The 23361-nt window shown below is 64.3% G+C and carries 23 protein-coding genes; 9 read left to right on the forward strand and 14 right to left on the reverse strand.

What is annotated here, in order from left to right; genetic code table 11:
* The first annotated feature begins 122 nt into the window (after nt 1-122).
* Together FJ430_RS12545 and FJ430_RS12550 are read left to right on the forward strand one after the other, a co-directional pair.
* Nucleotides 123-431, forward strand: a complete 309-nt coding sequence (locus FJ430_RS12545; RefSeq protein ID WP_140647552.1) for a hypothetical protein — start codon at nt 123-125, stop codon at nt 429-431.
* Between the two features lie 213 nt (nt 432-644).
* On the forward strand, nt 645-1286 hold the full coding sequence (locus FJ430_RS12550) for an MBL fold metallo-hydrolase (RefSeq protein ID WP_140703888.1): 642 nt from the start codon (nt 645-647) through the stop codon (nt 1284-1286).
* A 67-nt stretch (nt 1287-1353) separates the two neighbouring features.
* On the opposite strand, the gene FJ430_RS12555 is transcribed toward FJ430_RS12550, so the two are convergent.
* The 3 genes from FJ430_RS12555 to FJ430_RS12565 form a co-directional block, all read right to left on the reverse strand.
* Nucleotides 1354-1767: a BA14K family protein gene (locus FJ430_RS12555; RefSeq protein ID WP_140703886.1), complete on the reverse strand. Its 414-nt coding sequence runs from the start codon at nt 1765-1767 to the stop codon at nt 1354-1356.
* 271 nt (nt 1768-2038) lie between these two features.
* The gene (locus FJ430_RS12560; RefSeq protein ID WP_006202521.1) at nt 2039-2251 is read right to left on the reverse strand and encodes a cold-shock protein; all 213 of its coding nucleotides are present in this window, start codon (nt 2249-2251) and stop codon (nt 2039-2041) included.
* Nucleotides 2252-2489: 238 nt separating this feature from the next.
* On the reverse strand, nt 2490-2702 hold the full coding sequence (locus tag FJ430_RS12565; protein ID WP_006202520.1) for a cold-shock protein: 213 nt from the start codon (nt 2700-2702) through the stop codon (nt 2490-2492).
* A 449-nt stretch (nt 2703-3151) separates the two neighbouring features.
* On the opposite strand from FJ430_RS12565, the gene FJ430_RS12570 reads away from it, so the two are divergent.
* Nucleotides 3152-3553, forward strand: a complete 402-nt coding sequence (locus FJ430_RS12570) for a Kazal-type serine protease inhibitor domain-containing protein (RefSeq protein WP_140703884.1) — start codon at nt 3152-3154, stop codon at nt 3551-3553.
* Nucleotides 3554-3745: 192 nt separating this feature from the next.
* Nucleotides 3746-5380 carry a tetratricopeptide repeat-containing sulfotransferase family protein gene (locus FJ430_RS12575; protein WP_140703882.1) on the forward strand — a complete coding sequence of 545 codons (1635 nt, stop codon included), beginning with the start codon at nt 3746-3748 and terminating at the stop codon, nt 5378-5380.
* Between the two features lie 55 nt (nt 5381-5435).
* On the opposite strand, the gene FJ430_RS12580 is transcribed toward FJ430_RS12575, so the two are convergent.
* From FJ430_RS12580 to FJ430_RS12610, 7 genes are all read right to left on the reverse strand, one after another.
* Nucleotides 5436-5789 carry a DUF1428 domain-containing protein gene (locus FJ430_RS12580; protein ID WP_140703880.1) on the reverse strand — a complete coding sequence of 118 codons (354 nt, stop codon included), beginning with the start codon at nt 5787-5789 and terminating at the stop codon, nt 5436-5438.
* Between the two features lie 108 nt (nt 5790-5897).
* Entirely contained in the window at nt 5898-6314 is a 417-nt protein-coding gene (locus tag FJ430_RS12585; protein WP_140703878.1) for a VOC family protein, read from the reverse strand.
* Nucleotides 6315-6459: 145 nt separating this feature from the next.
* On the reverse strand, nt 6460-6642 hold the full coding sequence (locus FJ430_RS12590) for a hypothetical protein (protein WP_041012788.1): 183 nt from the start codon (nt 6640-6642) through the stop codon (nt 6460-6462).
* Nucleotides 6643-6734: 92 nt separating this feature from the next.
* Nucleotides 6735-7124, reverse strand: a complete 390-nt coding sequence (locus tag FJ430_RS12595; RefSeq protein ID WP_140647545.1) for a nuclear transport factor 2 family protein — start codon at nt 7122-7124, stop codon at nt 6735-6737.
* A gap of 132 nt (nt 7125-7256) precedes the next feature.
* Nucleotides 7257-8783 (reverse strand): ABC-F family ATP-binding cassette domain-containing protein, encoded by a 1527-nt coding sequence (locus FJ430_RS12600; protein WP_140704313.1) that lies wholly within the window; start codon nt 8781-8783, stop codon nt 7257-7259.
* A 368-nt stretch (nt 8784-9151) separates the two neighbouring features.
* Nucleotides 9152-12286, reverse strand: a complete 3135-nt coding sequence (uvrB, locus tag FJ430_RS12605) for an excinuclease ABC subunit UvrB (protein ID WP_140653668.1) — start codon at nt 12284-12286, stop codon at nt 9152-9154.
* A 99-nt stretch (nt 12287-12385) separates the two neighbouring features.
* Complete coding sequence (locus FJ430_RS12610; protein ID WP_140653669.1) at nt 12386-13321, reverse strand: LysR substrate-binding domain-containing protein; 936 nt, start codon at nt 13319-13321, stop codon at nt 12386-12388.
* Between the two features lie 99 nt (nt 13322-13420).
* Between FJ430_RS12610 and FJ430_RS12615 the strand changes: the two genes are divergently transcribed.
* On the forward strand, nt 13421-14644 hold the full coding sequence (locus FJ430_RS12615; RefSeq protein ID WP_140653671.1) for a clavaminate synthase family protein: 1224 nt from the start codon (nt 13421-13423) through the stop codon (nt 14642-14644).
* A gap of 16 nt (nt 14645-14660) precedes the next feature.
* Here the strand turns inward: FJ430_RS12615 and FJ430_RS12620 are convergent, their stop codons facing one another.
* Nucleotides 14661-15917: a hypothetical protein gene (locus tag FJ430_RS12620; protein ID WP_140703876.1), complete on the reverse strand. Its 1257-nt coding sequence runs from the start codon at nt 15915-15917 to the stop codon at nt 14661-14663.
* Nucleotides 15918-16061: 144 nt separating this feature from the next.
* Here FJ430_RS12620 and FJ430_RS12625 point away from each other — a divergent pair, with 144 nt between their 5' ends.
* Together FJ430_RS12625 and FJ430_RS12630 are read left to right on the forward strand one after the other, a co-directional pair.
* On the forward strand, nt 16062-17108 hold the full coding sequence (locus tag FJ430_RS12625) for a CapA family protein (protein WP_140703874.1): 1047 nt from the start codon (nt 16062-16064) through the stop codon (nt 17106-17108).
* A gap of 183 nt (nt 17109-17291) precedes the next feature.
* The gene (locus tag FJ430_RS12630; protein ID WP_140704311.1) at nt 17292-18263 is read left to right on the forward strand and encodes a DUF3137 domain-containing protein; all 972 of its coding nucleotides are present in this window, start codon (nt 17292-17294) and stop codon (nt 18261-18263) included.
* 3 nt (nt 18264-18266) lie between these two features.
* On the opposite strand, the gene FJ430_RS12635 is transcribed toward FJ430_RS12630, so the two are convergent.
* Nucleotides 18267-18749 carry a YegJ family protein gene (locus tag FJ430_RS12635; RefSeq protein ID WP_140703871.1) on the reverse strand — a complete coding sequence of 161 codons (483 nt, stop codon included), beginning with the start codon at nt 18747-18749 and terminating at the stop codon, nt 18267-18269.
* A 237-nt stretch (nt 18750-18986) separates the two neighbouring features.
* Between FJ430_RS12635 and FJ430_RS12640 the strand changes: the two genes are divergently transcribed.
* The gene (locus FJ430_RS12640) at nt 18987-19613 is read left to right on the forward strand and encodes a hypothetical protein (protein ID WP_140703868.1); all 627 of its coding nucleotides are present in this window, start codon (nt 18987-18989) and stop codon (nt 19611-19613) included.
* Between the two features lie 59 nt (nt 19614-19672).
* Here the strand turns inward: FJ430_RS12640 and FJ430_RS12645 are convergent, their stop codons facing one another.
* Nucleotides 19673-20188: a hypothetical protein gene (locus FJ430_RS12645; RefSeq protein ID WP_140647535.1), complete on the reverse strand. Its 516-nt coding sequence runs from the start codon at nt 20186-20188 to the stop codon at nt 19673-19675.
* Between the two features lie 140 nt (nt 20189-20328).
* Nucleotides 20329-21462, reverse strand: coding sequence for a hypothetical protein (locus tag FJ430_RS12650; RefSeq protein WP_140703866.1), 1134 nt, complete (start codon nt 21460-21462; stop codon nt 20329-20331).
* A 927-nt stretch (nt 21463-22389) separates the two neighbouring features.
* Here FJ430_RS12650 and FJ430_RS12655 point away from each other — a divergent pair.
* Nucleotides 22390-23328 (forward strand): diacylglycerol/lipid kinase family protein, encoded by a 939-nt coding sequence (locus tag FJ430_RS12655; protein ID WP_140703864.1) that lies wholly within the window; start codon nt 22390-22392, stop codon nt 23326-23328.
* The last annotated feature ends 33 nt before the right edge of the window (nt 23329-23361 follow it).

The raw sequence follows: 23361 nt of genomic DNA on the forward strand, positions 1-23361 counted from the left end.
ATAGGGGCGGTTTTCGAGCTGCCCCTTTTATTTAAGCGCACGCGCATTTGACTTTCAAACAATTCGGCGTCTCATGATGGCGTCGGCCCGAGGAGGCTGGCGGCTATGGAGGGACTAGTTACATGGACAGCAACACGATTATCCAGATCGTTGTACAGGTAATTGCCGGCGTTATCGGTGGCCAGGCGGTTGGCGCGGCGTTGAAGCAGGCGGCGATGGGCCAAGTCACCAAAATCCTCGGCGGTGCGATCGGCGGCGTCGGCGGCGCGGCCATTCTCGGCAGTTTGCTCGGCGGCGGCGGCGTTGACGCGGCAGCGGCGGCGGGTGGCATCGGCAGCGCGCTCGACCTGAAGAACCTCCTCGGCGGTGTTGGTGGCGGTGCGATCCTGACCGGCATCATCGGCGCGGTCATGAATGCGATGAAGAAATAGGTCCGGTTCTTTCGGACCTTTGCCATGGGCGGCCTCGGCCGCCCATTCCTTTTGGGAACATGGCCGGCAGCCTTGGCCGCCCATTTGTTTTGGAACATGGCCGGCAGCCTCGGCCGCGCATTTCCTGCCGAAGTTCGGACAATGGTGGACGAGGTTCGCCGGGCTGTCTACATCAGGCGACACTTCGAAGGAAAGCGGTGGGAAAGGAAAGCCATGGGTCAGCTCAATGCCAGCATCGTGCCGGTCACGCTCTTCCAGCAGAACTGCACCATCCTATTCGACATGGACGACAGGAACGGCGTCGTCGTCGATCCCGGCGGCGATGTCGACAAAATACTATCGGTGCTGAAGGACAATGCCATCACCGTCGGCGCGATCTGGATCACGCACGGCCATATCGACCATGCCGGCGGCGCGATGGAACTGAAGGATGCGCTCGGCATCGACATCATCGGCCCGCACGAGGCCGACAAACCACTGCTTGCCAATCTCGAGAACCAGGCCAAGCGCTTCGGCCTCACCGACCCGGTGCGCAATTGCGTGCCGGACCGTTTTCTGACCGAAGGCGAGGTCGTGTCCTTCGGCGGCCATCGGTTCGAGGTGCTGCATTGCCCGGGGCATGCGCCGGGCCATGTCGTCTACTACAACCGGGCGGCCAAGTTCGCGCATGTCGGCGACGTGCTGTTCCGGGGCTCGATCGGGCGCACCGATCTGCCCGGCGGCGACCATGCCGCGCTGATCGCCTCGATCAAGGACAAGCTTCTGCCGCTTGGCGACGACATCGGTTTCATCTGCGGCCATGGCCCGGGCAGCCGCTTTGGCGACGAGCGGCGGACCAATCCGTTTCTGACCTGACCCGCAGGTAAAGAAAAAGCGCCGCTGGAGGCGGCGCTTTTGCCTGGGCAGGGAACCCTGGGTTTTCTTAATTGGCAACGCAGAAATGCTGGGCGCCATCATTGCCGGTGAAGGTGCCGGTGCGCGAATTGAAGCTGCGGTAGCGATCCGAGCAATACTCGTACCAGCCGCGGGTCCACGGTTCGGCGTAGCGGTCGGCATAGACGACACGCGGCTGCTGCACGTAGTAGCGACGCACCGGCCGGTCGACATAATAGCCGTCATCATAGGCCGGGTCGTAGTAGCGCGGCCCAGGGTTGCTGAGCGCACTGCCGATCAGGGCGCCCGCCGCGAGGCCGACAACGCCGGCAGCAAGGGCGTCACCGCGGTGACTGCGATGATGGTGCCAGCGCCAGTCGTCGGCATTGGCCGCCGAGAAGGTGGCCAAGGTGGTCGCGGCAATGCCAACGCTCAGAATGGCGGTCTTGAGAAAGCTATTCATTTTCGGTCTCCTTCGCGCCGGCCCGCGCATTTTTTCGGGGGATACGGACCGGCTTTAGCAAAGGTTAATAGAAGACCGTGGCTGAACGGAGGCTGAACGGAAGTCGGCGCAAACGATTTTTCGTGGCTTGCCGATTTTCAAGCCCGGGCGACTTTTGGAGCCTGGGCGATTTTTTTGAAGCCGGGGCGACTTTTCCGGGCCTGGGCACGATCCATTCCGGGCGGGAGCGGTCCCGCCTGAAAGGCCTCCGTCGGATCCGTCGTGGGCCGGCTTAGCCGATCGACAGATTGACGGCCTTCGGACCCTTGCCGCGCTTGTCCGGCTCGGTGTCGAATGTCACTTTCTGCCCATCCTCAAGACCGGGAAGGCCCGACGCCTGCACAGCCGAGATATGGACGAAGACATCCTTCGCGCCATCATCGGGCGTGATGAAGCCGAAGCCCTTGGCATGGTTGAAGAATTTGACGGTGCCGGTCTGCGGCATGGGAAACTCCTTTGATCCCATCAAGTCAAGTCTCGGGCCGGCAAACTGCCCGAGAGGAAATTTGTCCTTTATTTTAGCGCTATCGGCAAGAGAAAGTTTTCGCCTGCCGATCCAAGCATTTGCGCGCAAAAAAGGCGCGACCGTCTCGGTCGCGCCTTCGCAATTTCAGGCCTGTGCAGAAGCCGGTTCATGATCCTGCCGCACCATTGCATCCGCAAGGATAAGGCTGTTGCGGGGATCAGGCGGCGCGCAGGTTGACCGCCTTCGGGCCCTTGCCCATGCGGTCCGGCTCGACGTCGAAGGTGACCTTCTGACCGTCGACCAGCGTGCGCAGGCCTGAGGCCTCGATCGCGGAAATGTGGACGAACACGTCCTTGGCGCCACCATCCGGCGTGATGAAGCCGAAGCCTTTGGTGGCATTGAAGAACTTTACGGTACCGGTCTGGGCCATTGGGGAAACTCCTTCACCCGTGTCAGTCTTGTGGTTCGCCCGCTGCCTCGCGCCTCGGGCAAATCCCGGTGGTTGCTTCGGCGGTCATGCATTCGCGCATGGTCAAACCCCCCGCCGAAAAACGGGGTTGTCAGAGATTCACACTTGTCGGGGAAAGGTCGTCCAAAACGTTCCGCTCTCCGGGTCGCAAATGCCCGAACATGATTTTTATTACACGGAAACGTGATGCTTGCAAGACGACGCTCGCGGGCGGCCCGCGGCGCGTCCAACGCTGGGGCCTCGATAGACCCGGCCTCATCACCGGTCATCGGCCAGAGACGGGCCAAGCATGGGCCAGAATGAGGGTAGCGACCATGGGTCGTGCGCTCCACAAACGATGGTTGCGTTTACCGCGCGGGATGCGAGGATATCGCGAGCCGGCATCACGCGTCGGGATGGAGGAGGGACATATGCGGTTTCTTGCGGTCTGGCGGCAGGGCGTCGTCATTTTCATGCTGTCCGCGCTGCTGGCAGCCTGTACCGTCGTCGTCGACGATGGGCCGCGCCCGCGGCCGCCCCGGCCACATCCGCAGCTCTGCACCATGCAATACGAACCGGTCTGCGCGCGGCGCGGCGGCGACCGCCAGACCTTCGCCAATGCCTGCCTGGCCGAAAGGGAAGGCTACCGCATCGTGCGCGACGGTCCTTGCCGCGATGGTGGTGGTGGAGGCGGTGGCGGCGGGGAGCAGACATTCTGCACGCGCGAATACGCGCCGGTCTGCGCCAGGCGACATGGGCAAGTGCGCACCTTCCCGAACGCATGCGAGGCCCGCGCGGCGGACTATCGCATCGTCGGCGACGGGCCGTGCTGAGAAAACCGCGGTGTCCATCCGCGCAAATGGACACCGCGACGCGCGCTGACGCTTTGTCTTGAATCTCTTGCCCGCATGGCTTAGGTCCGGCGGACCAACAAATACGGCAGGTTTCCCATTAGCAAAGATCACAGAAGAGCGGCAAACGCCGGCGGCAGGCCAGGTGGCTCGGCCAGCCCGCTCGACCCGTATGTGCAAAAGGCGCTGCAACTGCATCAGGCGGGGCGCCGCCAGGAGGCCGAGGCGCTCTACCGGCAGGTCCTGGGGCAGCAGCCGAACCATGCCGCCGCGCTGCATTTCCTCGGATTGCTGCTGCACCAGACCGGCAGGAGCGAGGAAGGGCTCGATCTCATCGAGCAGTCGGTGACGCTGCAACCCGAGAATGCCGACTTCCTCAACAATATGGGCACGGTCATGCGTGACCTCGGGCGCGTCGCCGCCGCGATCGATTTCTTCCGCGGCGCGGTCGATATCCGGCCCGACCAACTGGCCGCGCGCGACAATCTCGGTTCGTCGTTGACGCAACTCGGGCAGTTCGACGCCGCCGAGGAGATCTATCGCGGCACGATCGGCCGCAATCCGTTCCATGTCCGCGCGCGTGTCGGTCTCGCCGAAACGCTGCAGGAAGCCGGGCGGTTGGACGAGGCGATCAAGCTGTTCCGCGAGGCGCTGTCGATCCGGCCGAAGGACGCCGAGCTGCTCTACGGGCTGGGCGTCGCGATGATGGAGAAGGGCAAGCTCGACGAGGCAACCGATCTCGCCCGCCAGGCGCTGGCGATCGCCCCGAACATGGCCAGGGCCTGGCTACTGCTCACGCAGGTCAAGCGCCAGACCGAGCGCGACAAGGAGCTTTCCGGCATGGAGGCCGAGCACGCCAAGGCGCCGCAGGGCAGCCTGGCGCGCATGCAGCTCTCCTTCGGCCTGGGCAAGGTCAATGACGACCTCAAGGACTATGGCCGCGCTTTCGACTATTTCGCCGAGGGCAATGCCATCCGCCACAAGGCGATCGACTACGATCCCGCGCGCACGCGCGGCGAATTCGAGGCGATGAAGGCGGCCTTCGACACAGCCTTTTTCGAAAAGCACAAGCCAAGCGGCATTTCCGACGACACGCCGATCTTCGTCGTCGGCATGCCGCGTTCCGGCACCACGCTGGTCGAGCAGATCATCGCCAGCCACCCACAGGTCCTTGGCGCCGGCGAGTTGAACATCCTGAAGACGGCCGTCGGCAAGCAGTTTCCGATGAACATGCCGGGCGGCTTCCCGGCCGGTATCGCCGACATGCCCGGCAAGGCGTTCGCCGAAGCCGGCCAGGCCTATCTCGACATGCTGCATAGCCGCTATCCGGGGTACCGCCATGTCACCGACAAGATGCCGGGCAACTTCCTTCTGGTCGGCTTCCTGCACATGATGCTGCCGAAGGCCAAGATCGTCCATTGCGCGCGCGACGCGGCGGCGACGTGCCTGTCGATCTTCAAGGTGCATTTCCGCGGCGACAGCCATCGCTACGGCTATGATCTCGGCGAGCTCGCCGATTTCCACAACCTCTACACCGACATCATGGCGCATTGGCACAAGGTGCTGCCGGGCGTCGTGCACGATGTGCGCTACGAGGATTTCGTCGCCGACCAGGAAGGGCAGACGCGGGCGCTGATGGCGTATCTCGGCCTGCCCTGGGACGACAAGGTCCTGTCGTTCCACGAGACGGACCGGCCGGTGCGTACCGCATCGGCGGCGCAGGTGCGCCAGCCGATGTATCAGGGCTCGGTCGATCTGTGGAAGCGGTATGGGGACCGGCTGAAGCCGCTGCTGGATAAGCTAGCATAGCAGGGCGAAGCCTCTCGGCTTCGTCATAGGATGACGAAGCGAAGGGCCGAGTTCTTCAAAGCTCCACGAACGGCTGGAAGCCGCCGAAGATCATGCGCTTGCCGTCGAACGGCATGGCAGACCAGTCCATCTTGAGGCGCTCGTCGGCCATCACCTTGGCCATGACCGCGTCGCGGCTCTGTCTGGACTCGTAGACGACCCAGGCGAAGATGACGATCTCCTCGTCCTTCGCCTGCACGGCGCGCGGGAACGATGTCAGCTCGCCATAGGGCACGTCGTCGCCGACGCATTCGACGTAGGAGAGCGCGCCATGCTCCTTCCAGACGGCGCCGGCGTTCGCAGCCATTTTCTTGTACGCATCGAGATTTGCCTTCGGCACGGCGAGCACGAAGCCATCGACATAGGACATGGTGGACTCCTCTTTGCTGAAATCAGGCGCCGGGCCGGCGGGGGGGCGACCCGGCGCGAGTGAGCGCGACATGCCCGCCATTGGCGGGCGCCGCTGCTCGCCAGGAAATCACTTCACCGGCGCGTTCATCGCCCAGGCGACGCCGAAGGGGTCTTTCACCTGGCCCCAGCGGTCGCCCCAGAACATCACCTGCAGCGGGGTGACGACTTCGCAGCCGGCATCGACCGCGCGCTTCCACCAGGCATCGATATCGTCGCCGCCGAGATGGAGCTGCAGCGTGTAGCCCTGCGCCGCCTGGTGCGGATGGCCGTGCTCGGGATAGGCATCGCCCAGCATCAGCGTCGAGCCGTTGACGTAGAGATGGATGTGCATGGTGCGGCCCCTGTCGTCCGGCGGATAGGCGAACACTTCCTCCGCGCCGAAAGCCTTCTTGTAGAATTCGGCGGCCTTGATGGCGCCGTCGACCTGCAGGTAGGGGGTCAATCCGCCAAGGACCTTGGCGCGGGGCGGGGTCTGGTCGTTCATTCTCGTGTTCCTCTTCACGGGGTTGATCTGGCCACCCAAGGACGGACGAACCGGCGGCGATCCTACATGCCTCTCGAAAATTTCTTAAAGGGCCGGTTCCCGGCAGCCGGGGCGACCGGAGAACAATCGCATTGGATATGCCATTTTATATGACCTTCGCCGAGAAGGTGGCGGCACGGCGGCTTTCCCGCGTTTCGAAAATCTCCGGAAAGCCGATGTCCTTGCGCAACTCGGCGGGCAGCGAAAGCAGGATGCGCTCGCTGCGATGACGGGCACGCGCCGCGGCATACCGGTTGGCGAGGCGGCCGATGGATGACAGTACCGACATATTGGTTCTCCCTGGTTGATGCCGGCATCACCGTGTCGGCATCCCAAGGACGAGGCGGCAACAGGCGATCCGACAGATCGCCTCAATCTTTTTCAGAACACCGACGCCGCCAGCGCGGTGTCGTAATATTCCACCATCTCGATGATCTCGCCGTCGCGCACCGTCCAGAAATTGGCGGTGCGCATGATGAACTCCTCGCCGGTGGCGCGGCGTGTCATGTAGATCTCGACCTGCGCGGCGACCTTGTCGCCGCCGTCGATGATCTCGACCGGGACGAAGTGCCGGTATTCGAAGTCATCGTCGAGCGCCAGGAGCCTGGCGAGGAATTCCTGCTTGCCGTGCGCGGTGCCGGCATGACGCGATTGCCGGGGATCGGCAATCCAGCGGAATACGACATCCTCGGCGCAATGGGCGAGGGCGCCCTCGATGTCGCGGTCCGCATAGGCTTTGTAGAGATTGCTGACGATTTCCACTGCACGCATGGCCCGTTCCCTCCATGGCTGAGCAATTCAAGATGCTCCTTTTTTAGCAGATGGAAAAGTATTGCCGGGCCGGCAGCAAAGCCTGCCGGGCCGGCGTTGCTTCGAATGCTGGCCCGGCAGATGTATCGTTTCTCAGTTCGGCGTTTCGGCGACGGAGCGGAAGAACGCTTCCGGGTCGTCGACTTCGGTCAGCCGCCGCCTGTCGATCAGCCAGAAGCGGTTGCCGACGGCGCGGATGAAGGAGCGGTCATGCGAGGCAAGCAGGCAGCTCGCCTGATGCTTCAGCAATTCGTCCTCCAACGTTTCCTGACCGTCGATGTCGAGGTGGTTGGTCGGCTCGTCGAGCAGATAGAAATTGGGATGGATGAGCCGCAGTGCCAGCATCATCAGTCTCGACCTCTGTCCGCCGGACAGAAGTCCGATCTTCCGCTCCTGCATTTCGATGGCGATGCCGGCGCCGGCGAGCAGAGAACGGGCGCGCTGCTCGCCGACATCGAAGCGGCGCGAGAGCATCGCCAGCGGCGTGTCGTCGCCATCGATGCCCGACAACGCCTGATCGCTGTAGCCGAGCGCGGTCGAGGGCGTCACCTTGACGTTCGCGACCGAACCTGGCTCGGCGACGGCGTCGCGGATCATCGCGATGAAGCGCGTCTTGCCGACGCCGTTTCGGCCGAGCAGCACGATGCGATCGTCTTGGCAGATATGGCGCTTGCCGGACCTGAACAGCAGCGTGCCGTCAGGGGTTTCGACCGCCGCGTCCTCGAGCGTGATCAGCACCTTGGCGTGGGTGCCGCGGTTGGCGAGCCGGATTGCGCCGGCCGAGCGTTCGCGGTGAGCCGCCACCGCCGCATCTTCCAGCTTCTCCGCCCGCTCCTTGAGCTGCCTGGTCTTCACCGTCAAAAGGTCGCTGCCGGAATTGATGCCGATATTGTTCAGCTTGGCGGCCTGCTTGCGCAGCTGCTGGGCGGTTTTCATATCGCGCTCGAACTTCCGCGCCGTCGCCGCATCGACCTCGTCGAGGGCCTGCCTGGCGCGCGAATACGGCAAGGCGAACACCGGTGACTCCTCCGGACGCAGGAACAGTGTGCGGTTGGTGGTGGCGTCGAGGAAGGCGCGGTCGTGGCTGGCGATAATCACCGGCACCTCGCGGGGCAACGCGTTGAGCCATGTCTCGAGTTGGCTGATCCTGGCAAGGTCGAGATGATTGGTTGGCTCGTCGAGCAGGAGCACGTCCGGATCGGTGACCCAGACGCGCGCGATCAGCGCCAGCCGCTGCCAGCCGCCGCTCAGGGCGCGCATTCTCCGCTCGCGCATGTCCTCCGACACGTCGAGCGAATCCAGCACCACGTCAACGCGCCAGAGCTCGCTGTCGCGCTGTTCGGGCGGCAAAGCATTGGCGACGACGTCATGGAAGCTGCGGTCGAGCAGCGCGTCGGGGACGGCTTGCTCGACATGGCCGACGCGCAAGCCGCGCGAGCGGGTGATGTCGCCGGTGGTGGCTTCGAATTCGCCGGCCAGGCATTTGAGCAAAGTGGATTTGCCACGGCCATTGGCCGCGACGATGCCGAGCCGGTCGCCGGCGCCGATGATGAGGTCGAGATTGGAAAAAAGCGGCGCACTCATGGTGACGCCGAGGGATTTGAGGCTGATCAGGGCCATGTCGATATCTCTGGTCTTGCCGACACTTCGTTGGAGCATGATCTTTCCCGAAAAACGGTTCCCACTTTTCGGGATCATGCTCTAGCGGCTCAATGCACCTAGACGGTGCGCCGGCGGGCCATCAGGCCAGGTTCAGCGACACCACGAAGGGCAGACCAAAAATCGAAGCGGGAAAACCCGGACCGTCCTGGTCAGCCCTGCAAGCAAGCTCGCAGGGCACAAATCGGGCCACGCTGACGATGGTGATAGTAGTTCACGCAGCCCTCCTTTCCAGATGTTCGAGTATGCTAAGCGACTACATCAAAGGCGAGGGTGAGGGCAAGTGGGCCCGCACTTTCTTTCTCCCACACGGGGAGAAGGAAAAGGCGCTACTGCCCCGGCCGACCAGTCTTGCCCGGCCGGCGTTTCTGGCGGCGCTCGTCGGCTGGATCCTCGTAGGAGCCGATGCCGGCGCGCTGGCGGACGATGGGTTTGTCGTCGCGTTCCTTCGCGCCCCCCTCTGTCCTGCCGGACATTTCGCCCCCAGGGGGGGAGATCGGCTGCGGCTTAGCCGGCTTCTTGCCTTCGACGGGCTTCTCGGTGCGGCGCACCGTCATCTCGTCAAGCGAGTTCTTGCGGAACAGCGGTTTGCTGCGGTCGCCGGGAATGCCGAAATCGGAACCATGCGCTTCCTGCGCGCTCTGCTTCTTGAACAGCGAACGCGAGACGGCGCCGGCCGGGGTCGTCATGTCGGTGCCGGGGCCCATGTCGTCGATTGACGGCTTGGCGAAAAGCGGCTTCTTCACCGGCACGGCACCGTCGGCGCCCATCTCGTCGAGATGCGGCTTGCGGAACAGGTTGGGCCGGGCAGCTTTGGCCGCTTCGTCGGCGGCACGCGCTTCATCGAGCTTGCGGAACCGCTCCTGTTCCTCGACCGTACGATGTTTGGCCACGCCCTTGTTGTGCTTGCCCTTTTCGCGGCCCGATGCAGGACTTTGCCCTTCCACCTCGCGCGCCAGCGGATCGTCGGAGATGGCGAGCTCCATCTCGCGCAGCCGCTTGATCTCGTCGCGGACGCGCGCCGCCTTCTCGAAGTCGAGATTGGCGGCGGCATCGCGCATCTGCTTGTCCAACGCCTCGAGATGGGTCTTGAGGTTGTTGCCGATCATCGCCCCGGCATCGTCGGTGAACTGCGAGATGTCGGCGCGGACATGGTCCTTCTCGTAGACCGAGTCGAGGATGTCGGCGATGCGCGACTTGACCGATTCCGGCGTGATGCCGTTGGCGAGATTCCACTCCATCTGCTTCTCGCGGCGGCGGTTGGTCTCGGCCATCGCCCGCTCCATCGAGCCGGTGATCTGGTCGGCGTAGAGGATGACCTTGCCATCGACGTTACGGGCGGCGCGGCCGATGGTCTGGATCAGTGAGGTTTCCGAACGCAGGAAACCTTCCTTGTCGGCATCGAGAATCGCTACGAAGCCGCATTCGGGAATGTCGAGGCCTTCGCGCAACAGGTTGATGCCGACCAGCACGTCGAAGGCGCCGAGGCGCAGATCGCGCAGGATCTCGATACGCTCCAGCGTGTCGATATCGGAATGCATGTAGCGGACGCGGATGCCGTTCTCATGCAGGTATTCGGTGAGGTCCTCGGCCATGCGCTTGGTCAGCACTGTGACCAGCGTGCGGTAGCCGGCCCTTGTCGTGTCGCGGATCTCGCCGACGACGTCGTCGACCTGGCTCTTGGCCGGACGCACCTCGACCGGCGGGTCGATCAGGCCGGTCGGGCGGATGACCTGCTCGGCGAAGACGCCGCCGGACTGGTCGAGTTCCCAACTGCCCGGCGTCGCCGAAACCGCCACCGACAGCGGGCGCATGGCGTCCCATTCCTCGAAGCGAAGCGGCCGGTTGTCCATGCAGGAAGGCAGGCGGAAACCGTACTCGGCCAAGGTCGCCTTGCGGCGGAAGTCGCCGCGATACATGCCGCCGATCTGCGGCACGGTAACGTGGCTTTCGTCGATGAAGACCAGCGCGTTGTCGGGAATGTATTCGAACAAGGTTGGCGGCGGATCGCCCGGCTGGCGTCCGGTTAGATAGCGCGAATAGTTTTCGATGCCGGCGCAGGAACCGGTCGCCTCAAGCATCTCCAGGTCGAAGCGGGTGCGCTGCTCCAGCCGCTGCGCCTCCAGCAGGCGGCCAGCCTTTTCAAGCTCTTGCAAGCGAAGCTTGAGCTCTTCCTTGATAGACTTGATGGCTTGATTCAAGGTCGGGCGCGGCGTCACATAGTGCGAATTGGCGTAGATCTTGACGCTTTTCAGCTCGCCGGTCTTCTGGCCGGTCAGCGGGTCGAACTCGGTGATGGACTCGATCTCGTCGCCGAACATCGAGATGCGCCAGGCGCGGTCTTCCAGGTGGGCCGGGAAGATCTCGATGGTGTCGCCGCGCACGCGGAAGGAGCCGCGGACGAAATTGATGTCCTGGCGCTTGTACTGCTGGGCGACGAGATCGGCGAGCAGGGCGCGCTGGTCGAGCCGGTCGCCAATCTGCATCTGGAAGGTCATCGCCGTATAGGTCTCGACCGAGCCGATACCGTAAATGCAGGACACCGAGGCGACGATGATGACGTCGTCGCGCTCGAGCAGCGAACGCGTCGCCGAATGGCGCATGCGGTCGATCTGCTCGTTGATCGAGGATTCCTTTTCGATGAAGGTGTCGGTCCGGGGCACATAGGCCTCCGGCTGGTAATAGTCGTAGTAGGAGACGAAATACTCGACCGCGTTTTCGGGGAAGAATTTCTTGAACTCGGCATAGAGCTGCGCGGCCAGCGTCTTGTTGGGCGCCAGGATCAGGGCAGGACGCTGCGTTTCCTCGATCACCTTGGCCATGGTGAAGGTCTTGCCCGAGCCGGTGACCCCGAGAAGCACCTGGGTGCGGTCGTTGCTGCCGACGCCTTCGACGAGATCCTTGATCGCGGTCGGCTGGTCGCCGGCCGGCTCGAAATCCGACACCATCTTGATGGCGATGCCGCCTTCGGACTTTTCCGGGCGCTCGGGACGGTGCGGCGTCCAAAGCACGCCGTCCTTGTGCAGGGGATTGCCGGATTCGATCAGTGCCGACAGTGCTGCCACCGTGGCGGTTACGCCGCTGGACGTCATCGTCTCGGCTTCTTCCAGCGAGACGTCGAGGCCGGCGATCGGATTGAGGCCGGCCGCGGTGCGCTCGCGCGCCGACGCAGCGCCCCCCATCGAGGTGCCGCGCGCCGTGCGGCCGGGCGCCGACGAGCGCTCGGGGATCTTCTTCGGGACCTTCGCCTTCGGCTGCTTTTCCGCCTCGCGCTCAATCTGCCCGGCCCAATCGGAGATCGAGCCGGTCAGCGGCGCGCCGGAAAAGTCGGCCTGCGGCGCCTCGTCAAAACCACCGGGCTTCAGCGGCTCGGCGGCATCGAGGAATTCCGTCAGCGGACTGCGCCGCTTCGGCGCGTCATCTTGCGCCGGCGAAGGCGTCTTCTTGTCAGGATGTCTGGCCATGACCGGAATATGGGTGGACTCGGCCAAAATGGAAAGAGCCGAGTGAAACGGCGCCGGCCGCGCGCGGACGCTGCTGACAGCAGGCTGTCAGGAGAGGCGTCATGACGTAGCGAGCTGGGGATCGCTGGCGTCCGCTGTCGCGGTCGAGGCAAGTGCCGCGGCGATGGCGGCGGCGCGGCGGGCCTTGGGTCCATCCACCGGCCAGACCAGACGGCGCCTGATGGTCAATGCCGGAATCTCGCTGGCAATCTCGACGAGCTGCCCGGAGCGGAAATGCTGTCTCAGTACCAGTTCGCTGGCGAGCAGCGCGCCCATCCCGGAGATCGCGGCCTGCGCGGCCAGTACGGTCAAGGGGAACCGCGGTCCGTGGTCGATGTTCTTGCGCTGTCGGCCGGCGGCGGTGAACCAGTTCTCCCATGTGGGATAGACGTCGTCGCCCATGGTCTGATCGATATGCAGCAGAGGCAGGCGGTCGAGCATCCCGGCGCCGTCCCGGTCGGAGCGGTTCCCGATCAACGCCGGGGCGCAGGCCGGGACTACCCTTTCGGTGAAGAGCTCGGCCGAAGCGAGGTGCTTCGCCGAGCTGTTGCGGTAGCTGATGGCGAGGTCGATGCCTTCCTCCAGCATCGAATCCAACGCGATCGACACGACGACGCGCACATCCAGCCTGCCGAGAGCCGCGCGGACATTGCCAAGGCGCGGCGCCAGCCAAAGCGAGGCGAAGGACGGATCGGCCGCGACGGTGAACGTATCGGCGCGGCGCTCGAAACGCAGCCGCCGCAGCCCGGACGCCAGCGCGTCGAAGCCGCGGTCGATGTCGGGCAGCGCCGCTTCGGCGATGCGCGTGAGCGCGATGCCGTTGCCCTCGCGCCTGACCAGCTTGACGCCAAGCCGATCCTCCAACTGCCGCAACTGATGGCCGACGGCGCCCGGCGTGACACCGAGCTCGTCGGCGGCGCGCGTGAGACTGCCGGTGCGCGCGGCGGCGGCGAGCGCCCGCAAAGCCGACAAAGGGAGGTGGCGAAGAAACATCATGGATTGAGCTTACCTCAAAACTTACGAAAACAAACTCGTTTGCTATGTGGGCTACCGCCGACCTAGCGTTGAAGCCAGCTCAACTTAGGATGCCAAGTCATGCTCGATATGCAAACGCAGTCCATTCCCGTTAATCAGGCTTTTGCGCCGCCCTGCTCGCTCCGATCGATGCGCAACGAGGGAGCACGCATCGCGGTCGAATTCGACGACGGCAGCGCCGGCAGGCTGTCGATGCGCTGGCTGCGGCTTGCCTGCGAATGCGAGATATGCGGCGACACCGCTTCCGGAAAGCGCTGGCTGACGCCCGCCGACGTTCCCGCCGATATCCGGGCGACGTCGGTCGAAATCTCGTCCGACGGGACAATGGATGTGGTCTGGCAGGACGGCCATGCCTCCCGTTTCGCGGCGGGCTTTCTGGCTGTCTATGCCGGACGGGTCGGCGATTTCGGCGCGCCACGCTTCCATCCGAAACTGTGGAACAGCGATCTCTCGAGGCGGCTCGGTCGCTTCGCCTTCGATGCCGTGGTCGAGGACGACGAGGCGCTTTTCCACTCGCTGCGCGCCTTGCGCGACCACGGCGTCGCCATGCTGACCGGCGTTCCGGCCGAGCCCGAGGCGACGCTGCGTGTCGCCGGCCGCTACGGTCCGGTGCGCGAGACCAGCTACGGCAAGGTCTTCGATCTCATCTCACGACCTGACGCGCGGGTGGCCGGAGAGACGGCGCGGGCGCAGATCCCGCACACGGACGAGCCGTTCCGCTATTCGCCGCCGGGCTTCATCTTTTTCCATGCCATCAGGACCGGCGCCGGCAGCGGCGGCACATCGCTGATGGTCGACGGTTTTCAGGTCGCCGAACAGATGCGCACGAACACGCCTCATTTGTTCGACCTGCTGACCCGGCATGGCGTGACATTCCATCGCGAGCACGCCGGCGACGTGTTCTTCAGCGCCGAGGCGCATGTCATCAGCCTAGACGCGACCGGCGCCGTCACCGGCATGCGCTTCAACGATCGCTGCCTGGCGCCGCAGGCCGGCGCCGTCGACGAGATCGATGGGCTGATCGAGGCGCTTGCCGAGCTGACGCGGCTGATCTGCGATCCGGCGAACCAGTTCCGGCACCAGCTGCAGCCCGGCGAGGTGCTGGTCTTCGACAATCAGCGGGTCCTGCACGGGCGCACCGAATTCGATCCGACATTGGCGGTCCGCCACCTCAGAAGCTGCAACCTCGACCGTGACGGCGTCCACAGCGCGTTCCGCACGCTGGCCCGTCGCTTCGCGCCGCAAGAGGCACAGGCGGTGCTTTACCAGGGGGCTATTCTTTAGCCTGTGGGATAGGTCCTCAGTTGAACCACAGCGCGAAAGTCAGGAAACCGGCGCCGCCGAATTCGCGCTGGATCTGGTCGAAATCGTCACCGGCGAGGATCCTGCCGCTTTCGAGATAAGGCGCGATGCCGGGGCCGGTGATCGAGAGCACGAGGTCGAAAGGTTTCGGCTCGTCGAAGAAGCGCTTCATGTTGATGCCCCTGCCGGTGACGCGGAAATGCGGCAGCAGCACGCGGCCTTCCAGAAGATCCTCGGCCATGGTCAGCGCGGCGAGCCAGGCGGTCACCTGCTGCTCGCCGACCTCGAGGCCGGTCAGCGGATTGACGCCTTTCTGCTGCGGTCCAGGCAGCCATTCGCGGTCATTGTCGGTCTCGGCCAGGATCGCTTTCCAGTCCTCGCGCGACAGCCGGATCATCTCCAGCAAGTGGCGGCGCGCGGCCCGCCGGCGCTCCGGCTCGACCACCGGCCAGTTGACGAGGTGCACCAGCGAGACGAAGTCGGCGAAGCGCCATTCCGAGGCGAACATGTTGCCGCTCATGCCGCCGTCCAGTGGCACAAGCGTATCCTGCAGCGGCAGTTTCGCGCGGGGGAACAGCATGTGGAAGGAGCCGTCGAACATGCCCTTGAAGTCATGCGCCAGCCAGAAATCGGCCTGCGCCATCAGGAACTCGGCATAGCCTTGCAGCCAGAAGCCGTCGGCGCGGTCGAAGCGGAAGGTCAACGAGGGTGCTGCATCGCTGGTGTCGATGCTGCCATGGGCGAGCGAGGCCATGATGGCGGCAATGCTTTCGTCGGGAGCGAGCTTGCCATCCTCGTTGAGGTCGATGCCGACGCGGGTGAGGTCGACGACCATGCCGATATCGGCATCGGCCGGCACCGAGCCCAGCGTTGCAGCGGATTTTTCCAGCCGGTCACGGAAGGCGACAAGGATGGCGCGGAATTCTTCATAGGTCAGCGGTTGCGGGTTGGGATTGTCCGGCACGGGCAATTGCATCAGCGGGAGCATGAAGGATTTCGGGCTCTCGAACCCATGCCGATGCAGGCCGGTGGCGAGGAGTTCCAAGGCGGTGAAGAATTCGCCGGCGCCCGCGGCATAGGCCGCTGCCGGGTCCCTGGCCGCTGTCGCCTCCAGCGTCGACAGCGCCGCGTTGCGGTCGGCAACGCTCTTCGCCTCAAACATGGACTTGGCCGCGTCCGGAATCTCCGCCCACGCGAAGGATGCCGGCAGGAATGCAAACAAGGCTGCTGCAAGGGTCGCTCTACGCATCGTCATTGCCCTCCACTCATGCCGCGAGCATACACGTATTTGGCTCGAGGCGTTCTCCGGTCCTCCAGATCAGCGGGTCCGTTTTCGCAATGGCGCCCGGCTTCAACCGGCCTGTCAGACAGTCTACACAGGGCGAAACTGGACCTGCCCGTGTCGAATTATCCGCTTTCCTACAAACTGTCGTGGCTGCCGCGCCTGCTGCGACCGTCGCTTGCCGGCGACCGGGACGGTTTCGCGGCGCCGGCGGCGACGCTGATCGATCCGCAGCCAACGCGGAAGGTGCGGCTGGCGTTCGTCGGCGACATTTCGGCAGTCGCCAATCGCGATGCGCCGGAATGCGATCCGGCGATCGCCGCGCTGCTTTCATCTGCCGACCTCGTGGTCGGCAATTGCGAAAGCCCGATCGTCGAACGCCCACGTGCCGCGATCGGCACGTGGCTCGGCACGCATCATGCGATGCGCGAGCGCTTCCTGGCCGATGCGCTTGCAACCGCCGGCATCGCGCGCGACAGGCTCGTGCTGTCCCTGGCTAACAATCATGTGCTCGACCAGGGGATTGCCGGTTTCGAGGAAACGCTCGCGGCGCTGAACCGGCTCGGGATCCGGACCATCGGCACGGTTGCGGGCGGACCGGTCCAGCGTCATGCGGCCGGATCGCTGACGATCGGCTTTGCGGCCTTCACGCTGTGGCGCAACACGGATGCCGCGCCGTTCGAGGAACGCATCTCGATGCGCAGCGATCCCGCCGAATGGCCGCGCAACGCTTCCGGCATCGACTTGCTTTGCGCGGTGCCGCACTGGGACTGGGAGTTCCGGCATTTTCCACGGCCGGCGACGCGGGCGTTGGCGAGGCGACTGGCGGATCGCGGCGCCCAGCTGATCGCCGGGCATCACGCGCATGTTTTGCAGCCCATCGAGCGCATCGGCGACAGCTTCGTCGCCTATGGGCTCGGCGATTTTCTCGGCACCGCCTTTGCCAGACTGCCATGGCCGGCACGCGTCGGCTCGATATTCGTTGTCGATGTCAGCGCCGATCCGGCCACGCGCGGCGCCATCGCCGCCTACAAGATGCACTTCTTCATGCGGCTGCGGGCAGGCAGCCATGAGCGGCTGGTGCCGGTGGAGGCGCTCGACGGGGCGCCCAAGTCGCGGGTAACGGACCGGCTGGCGACGATTTTCCCAGCCTTGCGGAACTAGGGCAGTTCTTCGTTTCACGGAAACGACGAACTGCCCTAGCTATTTGTTTTGACGCAATTCCGGACGGAAAACCGTTTCACACTTTTCCTGGAATTGCTCTGGCCGCCGGTCGCCGCGAGCGCAGGCGACTTTCGCGCAAAAGCCGCTATCATGGCCGCATCTCAGCGGCGGCCGGGGGTGGCCATGGAAGCAGTGGATTTCATGCCGAGCGAAGCGGCGATCGCAGGCATCAGGCGCGGCATCGAGGACTATGAGGCGAAACGGGCGTCAGCCCAAAAACAGGTCCGCTGGCGGGTGCCCGTGTTCGTCGGCCTGGCCGTCGTCTTCATCGCGCTCATTGCCTGGCTGTTCAACGCCGCCGCCGATCCTCACGAACAGTGGCTCTCCACGCCGCATGTCTTTCTCTATCTTGGCGGCATGGCCGCGGCGGTGGTGCTCTATTTCCAGGCGCTGCGGCCGGCGACCCGGCTGCAGCAATCCTTCCGCGACACGCTGCTGCCGATGATCTTCGGCTTCGTGCGCGACGTGCGCTACCAGCACGGAACGCGGCCGAACTCCTTCGACAGGATGCCGCGCGAAACCGTCGGCGCTTTCAACCGCCAGAGCTTCGACGACGTCATTTCCGGGCGCTATGAGGATTTTCCCTTCGAGCTCTACGAGGCCAAGCTCTGGGAAGGCTCCGGCAAAAGCGAGACGATCGCCTTCAAGGGCGTCATCGTCGCCTTCGAGACCATCGAGCCGTTCCCGGGCACGCTGGTTGCCGCGCGCAAGGCCGGCAAGGTGGCGCATTTCTTCCGCGGCATGTTCGCCAGCAAGATGCAGGAGCTGTCCTCCGGCGTCGAAGACCTCGACGCCGCCTATGAATTCCGCACCGACAATGTCGAGGCGGCGCGGCCGCTGGTGACCGGCCGGATGGCGCGGGCGCTGACCTGGCTGCGCGAGACATGGCCCTACGACCAGGCGCGGGTGGCGCTCGGCGGCAGCGACGGCTTTCTGTTGATGCCGCGGTCGAAGAACTTCTTCGAGTTGCCGGATATCTCGCAACCGATCGACTACAACATTCATGTCGCGCCGATGATCACCGATCTCGGCGCGATGCTGGCGACGGCGGCGCTGGTGCGCAAGATCGGCGCGAAGGACGAAGTGGCCGGATAGGGTTCAGCAATCAAAGCCGTATTGGGCGCGCATGTACTCAGCCTCTTCCTTCGACATTTTCTTGAGCATCACGCAGACGGTGAAGCTGCCGACCTGGCGGCCGTTCCTGGTGTAGCCCCAGTCGGAGATGTCGTCCCTGGTGAATTCGATGTTCTGGCCAAGGACGACATTGCGGACGATTTCCGGCTCGTTCGCCAATATCCCGACGAAGCCGTTGGCCGTCCGCTTGAAGGGAATGACCCAGAAATGCTCCGTCGCATTGCCGTCGACGATCATCACCTTCAGCTTGAACCTGTCGGTTCCCGGCGGCGGAGCGTCGGACAGGTTCAGGAATTCATCCAGGCTGGATCGCGCCCTTGCGATCGCCGCCGCCATCTCGGCGTCGTCGGAGGCGATCATCATGGCCTTGTCGTCGCCTTCCGCCCAGGCATGCAAAGGAACGAGCGCCAGCAGCAGGCATAGCGCGATACGAACGGCAATTGTCATGACACCCCCCAACCCCAGTCAAGGCCACTATCTTCCTGTAATATGTCGGCATTATCAATCGAACTGCGGTTCGCCGCCAAGCTATTGAAGCCATCGGCGGACGCCTGCCATTGCGACAATCATCCGTGGTTTTGCTAAGTGGCCCACGCTGATCGTCAGCTGGGTATGATAAGCAGGAAGACCCGGCTGCCGAAGAAATCGAATACGCTGAATGGAACTGCGCGGAAAGGGCAGGATATGCGACCGAGATTTGCGGCAGCGGCGTTCGTGGCGATCGTGCTTTGCGCCGGGCCTGCCCGTGCCGATGACCCGAAGGCGTTCAAGCTGACCATCGACGGCGTGACGATCGACATCGATCCGGGCGAGGATGTCGACGTGACCTTGCCCGGCGACAGGACCAGCAAGGTGCGGATCGATCACAATGATTTCGCGACCTTCTCCGGCGGCGCATTCTCCTTCGTCCATTCGAGCAGCAATTCGGTCACCAAGACCGATCTCGGCGACGGCATCGCCCAGTATCTCATGGCTTCGGCGCTCGGCACCCTCGTCGTGGTGCAGAAATACGACAGGATGAATCCGGTTTCCCTCAACCAGCTGATGCTGCAGGAGATGACCAAGGAAACGGTCCAGGCGGGTGGGCAGCTGACGCAGCAGCCGACGAGCCGCAAGCTTGCCGACGGCAAGGAGTTGACGGGCCTCAGGGCCACCGTCAAGACGCGCACAGACAGTGCGGATTTCGAGATCGTCGGCTTCGGCACCGCCGATCGGGGACTGCTCTTCATCACGCGCATCGGCGATCAGGACAATGCGACCGAACAACCGCTGATCGACAAGTTCTGGGAGACCTTGAAGATCAAGCTGTAAGGTGTCCGATCTTCAGGTGAGGCCGGCCCGCCCTGAATCTCCACACGCCTTGGACTGGCTTACAGACCCGTCAGGCCGGCCAGCCAGTTCGCCGAGCGCTTCGCCGCGTCCACCGTTGCGCCAGCGGCGCGGCTGAGATCGGTCTTGACCACGGCATAGCCGGCCTTAGTGCGGTAAAGCACGGCGCGGCCGCCATCGACCGACCTATCGAAGGCGACGGGCTTTGCCGATTCCGTTTCGCTGGCGGTCACCGTTGCGCCGACCGGGGCGCTCGGGCGATGGTCGAGCTCGGGCGGCAGCGGGGCGATGGTTTCGACGACGCGGTTCCTGGGCTTCAGATCCGGCCTGGAGGCTTTCGCGGCAAGCTCGGAGGAAGAGGCCGAGCCCTTGACGCGGCAGATGCCTGAAACCAGCGGATAGTTGAAATTGCGCTGGTGCAGCATCTGGCTCTTCATCGCCGCCTCGCAGTCGGCGATCGTCGTCCATTTGGCCGGCGTCTCGCCGATATATTCGCACAGCTTGGCATCGCAGTCGCAGCCGACGATGGTCATGGCGACAAGGGCGGTCTTGATCACGGTCTTGTCCCTTCGAAATTGCCTCCCCAACCGCTTGCATCAATCCGCGCCGAACAAGGCGGGATTTGGCCGCCATTGTGAAATGTGGATGACGGGGCGTTTCCGAAGGTTGCTCAGTCGGCGACTGTGGCCGAAATGCCTCAGTCGTCGGCGTAGACATGTTCCAATTCGGCACCGGCCTTGGCCAGAGCGGGCAGGACCAAATGCAGCTTGCGCACGGCGACGGTCAGCGCCGTGCGGCGCGTGTCGGGCGATACAGGGATCGGCTGGCTGAACAGGATGCGCGAGCCGTCGGGGGCGGTGATTTCCGCGCCCGAGGTCGCCGTGATCATGATCTCGTCCTTGCCGCCGATCTCGACGAAGGAGATTCCCTTGTCGATCAGGCGCGGGACCATCCCGGTAAAGGCTTGCGAGCGGCTGGTGACGAAGATGGTGCCGGCGCCGCCGAGATCGCGCTCGAGAAGCGTATCCGGCTCGTTGCGCGCCGCCTCGCCGACCGGGCCCTTGGCCCAGACATGGAGGTCGGGCGGGCTCGGATAGCCGGCGGCGGCCAACGCCGATTTGCCGAGATCGGCGCACCATTGCTTGACCGTGTCGGCCAGGCCGAAGGCGAGCTTGCGTTCGCTGGTGCGGATGGAGTCGTCGCCGGCGGCGGGCTCGACCGCAAACAGGCCGGCGCGCTCTTCGGCATAAGGAAAATTGGACCAGGGTCTGGTGTCGAGAAAGACGGCATGGTCGCCGGCTGCCTTCGCCTGATAGATATCTGCCGCGACGCGCTTGCCGGCGGTTGCCTCGGTGATGCGGCCGACCGTGTTCTCGTAGGCCCACTGGATGGCGTAGTCGATCGTCAGGCCGGTGCCGATGAGCGTTGGCGCGACGTAATCGAGGATGTCGATGCCGCGAGCGGACGTCACACGGATAATCGTTGCATAGTCCTGCCAGTAATGGCCGACATAGTCCCAATAGGGAAAGCCGCTCGGCTGATCCTTGTCGACAAAGGTGGCGTAGTCGTGCGCGGCATGGACGGTCGCCCATTTCAGGTAAGCCAGCCAGGCCGACGGCGCGGGCGACTGATAATCCGGTATGGCTTGCCGGACCTTCGCGGCGAGTTGTGCCGGCGGAGCACCGTCGGTGATGCCGGGCAATGGGGTCTTGTCGAACGCCGGGGTGGTGAGAAAGCCGTAGGCCAGTCCGACGACTGGGATCAGCACCACGATAACGACCAGCCAGAGAATTGTCTTGATGAGCCGTCTCAGCCAGCGCAGCAGGAACATGTCAGGCCGCGCCCGGATCGATGGGGCGGTATATCGGCATGCAAAAGTCGGCACGGTCGGTGAAGATGCCGGCGACGGCAAGCTTGCGGATCAGCGGCATGAAGCATCCCCCTTCACGTCACGCTGAACGTTAGCCGATTTTGGCGCGGCGAACAGCCCGGCTCCGCAACAAAGCGCAAAACAGGTTACCGGCGCCGGCGATCTCCGCCGGCAGCACTCGCCCGCTGGTGAGGCATCGCGCCAAACTGCCTGGAAAGCCATTCCCAAAAAGACAGTTGGCGCTGGGATTTCTCCCAGCGCCTCCCTGTCAGATCAGGAACCGGTTAAGGCAGCAACTCCCGTAAAGTCGTCGCGCCAGGCCAGCCTTGATTTTGACGGTCCTGCCAGTCGCCACCCGAGGGCAGCTCCCGTTCCAGACCACGCCGATCTCCACCCTTGCGGGCTTCGCCCAGCGTGCCATCGAAGGTTTTTACCGGCCTTCATGGCAGCATCGGTCCGCCGTCGGCGTTGGCACGCTTTCCGCGGCACCCGTAGGTCTCGGCATCCGTCCCTCCAACAGGCAAGCCTGCTCTCGTTCTGGGCCGTACGGGCCTCAGGAAATCCGCCTTGCGCTTTTGCCTTTCGGCTGGGCGTTCAGTGGCCGCCTGAGATGGGTTGAATGTACGCCGGATAAGGGGTCTGGGGAATGCCGGCGTGCCTGTGGATAGCGGGATTATCGGGGACCAATGGCAAAAGCTTCTGAAGCTGCCGGCCGAACCCCTTAGACAGCCTGCCCCGCTTTTTTAGCGACCTTGGGTGTTCGAGCCTTGCTCCGCCGCCCGGTCCGCGTTTCAATGTCGGCAAAAGAGTTTGGGCCGGCAAAAGACTTTGGGCGCCAGCGCGGACTCCGCCGCGCATTTTGCGCGGCGTGCCTCGGGGGAGGTCGGCTTGAAGGTCGGGGTAGTACTCAATCCGATTGCCGGAGGCGGCAGGCTCAAGCGGCATTGGGCGGAGGCGGCGGCGTCGCTCAAGATGAATTTCGGCGATTTCGACCTGCGCGAGACGCAAGCCTGCGGCGACGCCGAGCGGCTGGCGATCGACCTCGCCGCCGGCGGATGCGACCTGGTGATCGCGGCCGGCGGCGACGGCACCGCCAGCGAGGTGGCCGACGGGCTGCTGCAGGCACGGCAAGAGAGCGGCCGCGAAAGCGCGCTTGGGCTTCTGCCCTGTGGCACGGGCATCGACTTCGCGCGCGGGCTTGGCCTGCCGCGCGGCATAGGCGCCTCGGTCAAGCAAATCGCCGATGCCGAGGGCCGCAAGATCGACGCCGGCCGCATCTGCTACATCGACGACCACGGCGCGCTGGCCAGCCGCCACTTCATCAATATCGCCAGCCTCGGCCTGTCCGGCGCGACGGATCGCGCCGTCAATGCCGACAAGCGCAAGGGCAGTGTGTCAGCCAAGGCGCTGTTCTTCTGGCGCACGGTGCTGGAGTTCGTCCGCTACCGCTTCCAGGACGTCCGGATCACCATCGACGACGGCGAGCCGGTCGAGGCGCGCATGGCGCTGGTGGCGGTGGCCAACGGCAAATTCTTCGGCGGCGGCATGATGATCGCGCCGGACGCCGAGCTCGCCGACGGCCAGTTCGACATCGTTATCCTGCGGGCCGCCGGCAAACTCGGCTTGATCCGCGACCTTCGCCTGCTCTATGGCGGCCGCCATCGCAACCATCCGGCAATCACCATCCTGCGTGGCCGCAAGGTGCTGGTCGAGCCGCTCGGCGATGTCGAGAAGAACGGCGCGCTGGTCGACATAGACGGCGAGTCCCCCGGCCGGATTCCGGCGACCTTCGAGATCCTGCCCGGCGCGCTGACGCTGCGAGGTTGAATCAACTGGCTGAGAGTTTGATTCCGCTGGCAC

It is taken from the genome of Mesorhizobium sp. B2-8-5, assembly GCF_006440675.2.
Taxonomy (GTDB): Bacteria; Pseudomonadota; Alphaproteobacteria; order Rhizobiales; family Rhizobiaceae; genus Mesorhizobium.

Coding starts and splice junctions, on each gene's coding strand:
- FJ430_RS12565 (WP_006202520.1), bottom strand. CDS start 2,702: ATGGCCCAGACCGGTACCGTAAAGTTCTTCAATGCCACCAAAGGCTTC.
- FJ430_RS12580 (WP_140703880.1), bottom strand. CDS start 5,789: ATGTCCTATGTCGATGGCTTCGTGCTCGCCGTGCCGAAGGCAAATCTC.
- FJ430_RS12595 (WP_140647545.1), bottom strand. CDS start 7,124: ATGCGTGCAGTGGAAATCGTCAGCAATCTCTACAAAGCCTATGCGGAC.
- FJ430_RS12590 (WP_041012788.1), bottom strand. CDS start 6,642: ATGTCGGTACTGTCATCCATCGGCCGCCTCGCCAACCGGTATGCCGCG.
- FJ430_RS12570 (WP_140703884.1), top strand. CDS start 3,152: ATGCGGTTTCTTGCGGTCTGGCGGCAGGGCGTCGTCATTTTCATGCTG.
- FJ430_RS12545 (WP_140647552.1), top strand. CDS start 123: ATGGACAGCAACACGATTATCCAGATCGTTGTACAGGTAATTGCCGGC.
- FJ430_RS12585 (WP_140703878.1), bottom strand. CDS start 6,314: ATGAACGACCAGACCCCGCCCCGCGCCAAGGTCCTTGGCGGATTGACC.
- FJ430_RS12615 (WP_140653671.1), top strand. CDS start 13,421: ATGCTCGATATGCAAACGCAGTCCATTCCCGTTAATCAGGCTTTTGCG.
- FJ430_RS12650 (WP_140703866.1), bottom strand. CDS start 21,462: ATGTTCCTGCTGCGCTGGCTGAGACGGCTCATCAAGACAATTCTCTGG.
- FJ430_RS12560 (WP_006202521.1), bottom strand. CDS start 2,251: ATGCCGCAGACCGGCACCGTCAAATTCTTCAACCATGCCAAGGGCTTC.
- FJ430_RS12635 (WP_140703871.1), bottom strand. CDS start 18,749: ATGACAATTGCCGTTCGTATCGCGCTATGCCTGCTGCTGGCGCTCGTT.
- FJ430_RS12550 (WP_140703888.1), top strand. CDS start 645: ATGGGTCAGCTCAATGCCAGCATCGTGCCGGTCACGCTCTTCCAGCAG.
- FJ430_RS12620 (WP_140703876.1), bottom strand. CDS start 15,917: ATGACGATGCGTAGAGCGACCCTTGCAGCAGCCTTGTTTGCATTCCTG.
- FJ430_RS12630 (WP_140704311.1), top strand. CDS start 17,292: ATGGAAGCAGTGGATTTCATGCCGAGCGAAGCGGCGATCGCAGGCATC.
- FJ430_RS12555 (WP_140703886.1), bottom strand. CDS start 1,767: ATGAATAGCTTTCTCAAGACCGCCATTCTGAGCGTTGGCATTGCCGCG.
- uvrB (WP_140653668.1), bottom strand. CDS start 12,286: ATGGCCAGACATCCTGACAAGAAGACGCCTTCGCCGGCGCAAGATGAC.
- FJ430_RS12610 (WP_140653669.1), bottom strand. CDS start 13,321: ATGATGTTTCTTCGCCACCTCCCTTTGTCGGCTTTGCGGGCGCTCGCC.
- FJ430_RS12600 (WP_140704313.1), bottom strand. CDS start 8,783: ATGGCCCTGATCAGCCTCAAATCCCTCGGCGTCACCATGAGTGCGCCG.
- FJ430_RS12640 (WP_140703868.1), top strand. CDS start 18,987: ATGCGACCGAGATTTGCGGCAGCGGCGTTCGTGGCGATCGTGCTTTGC.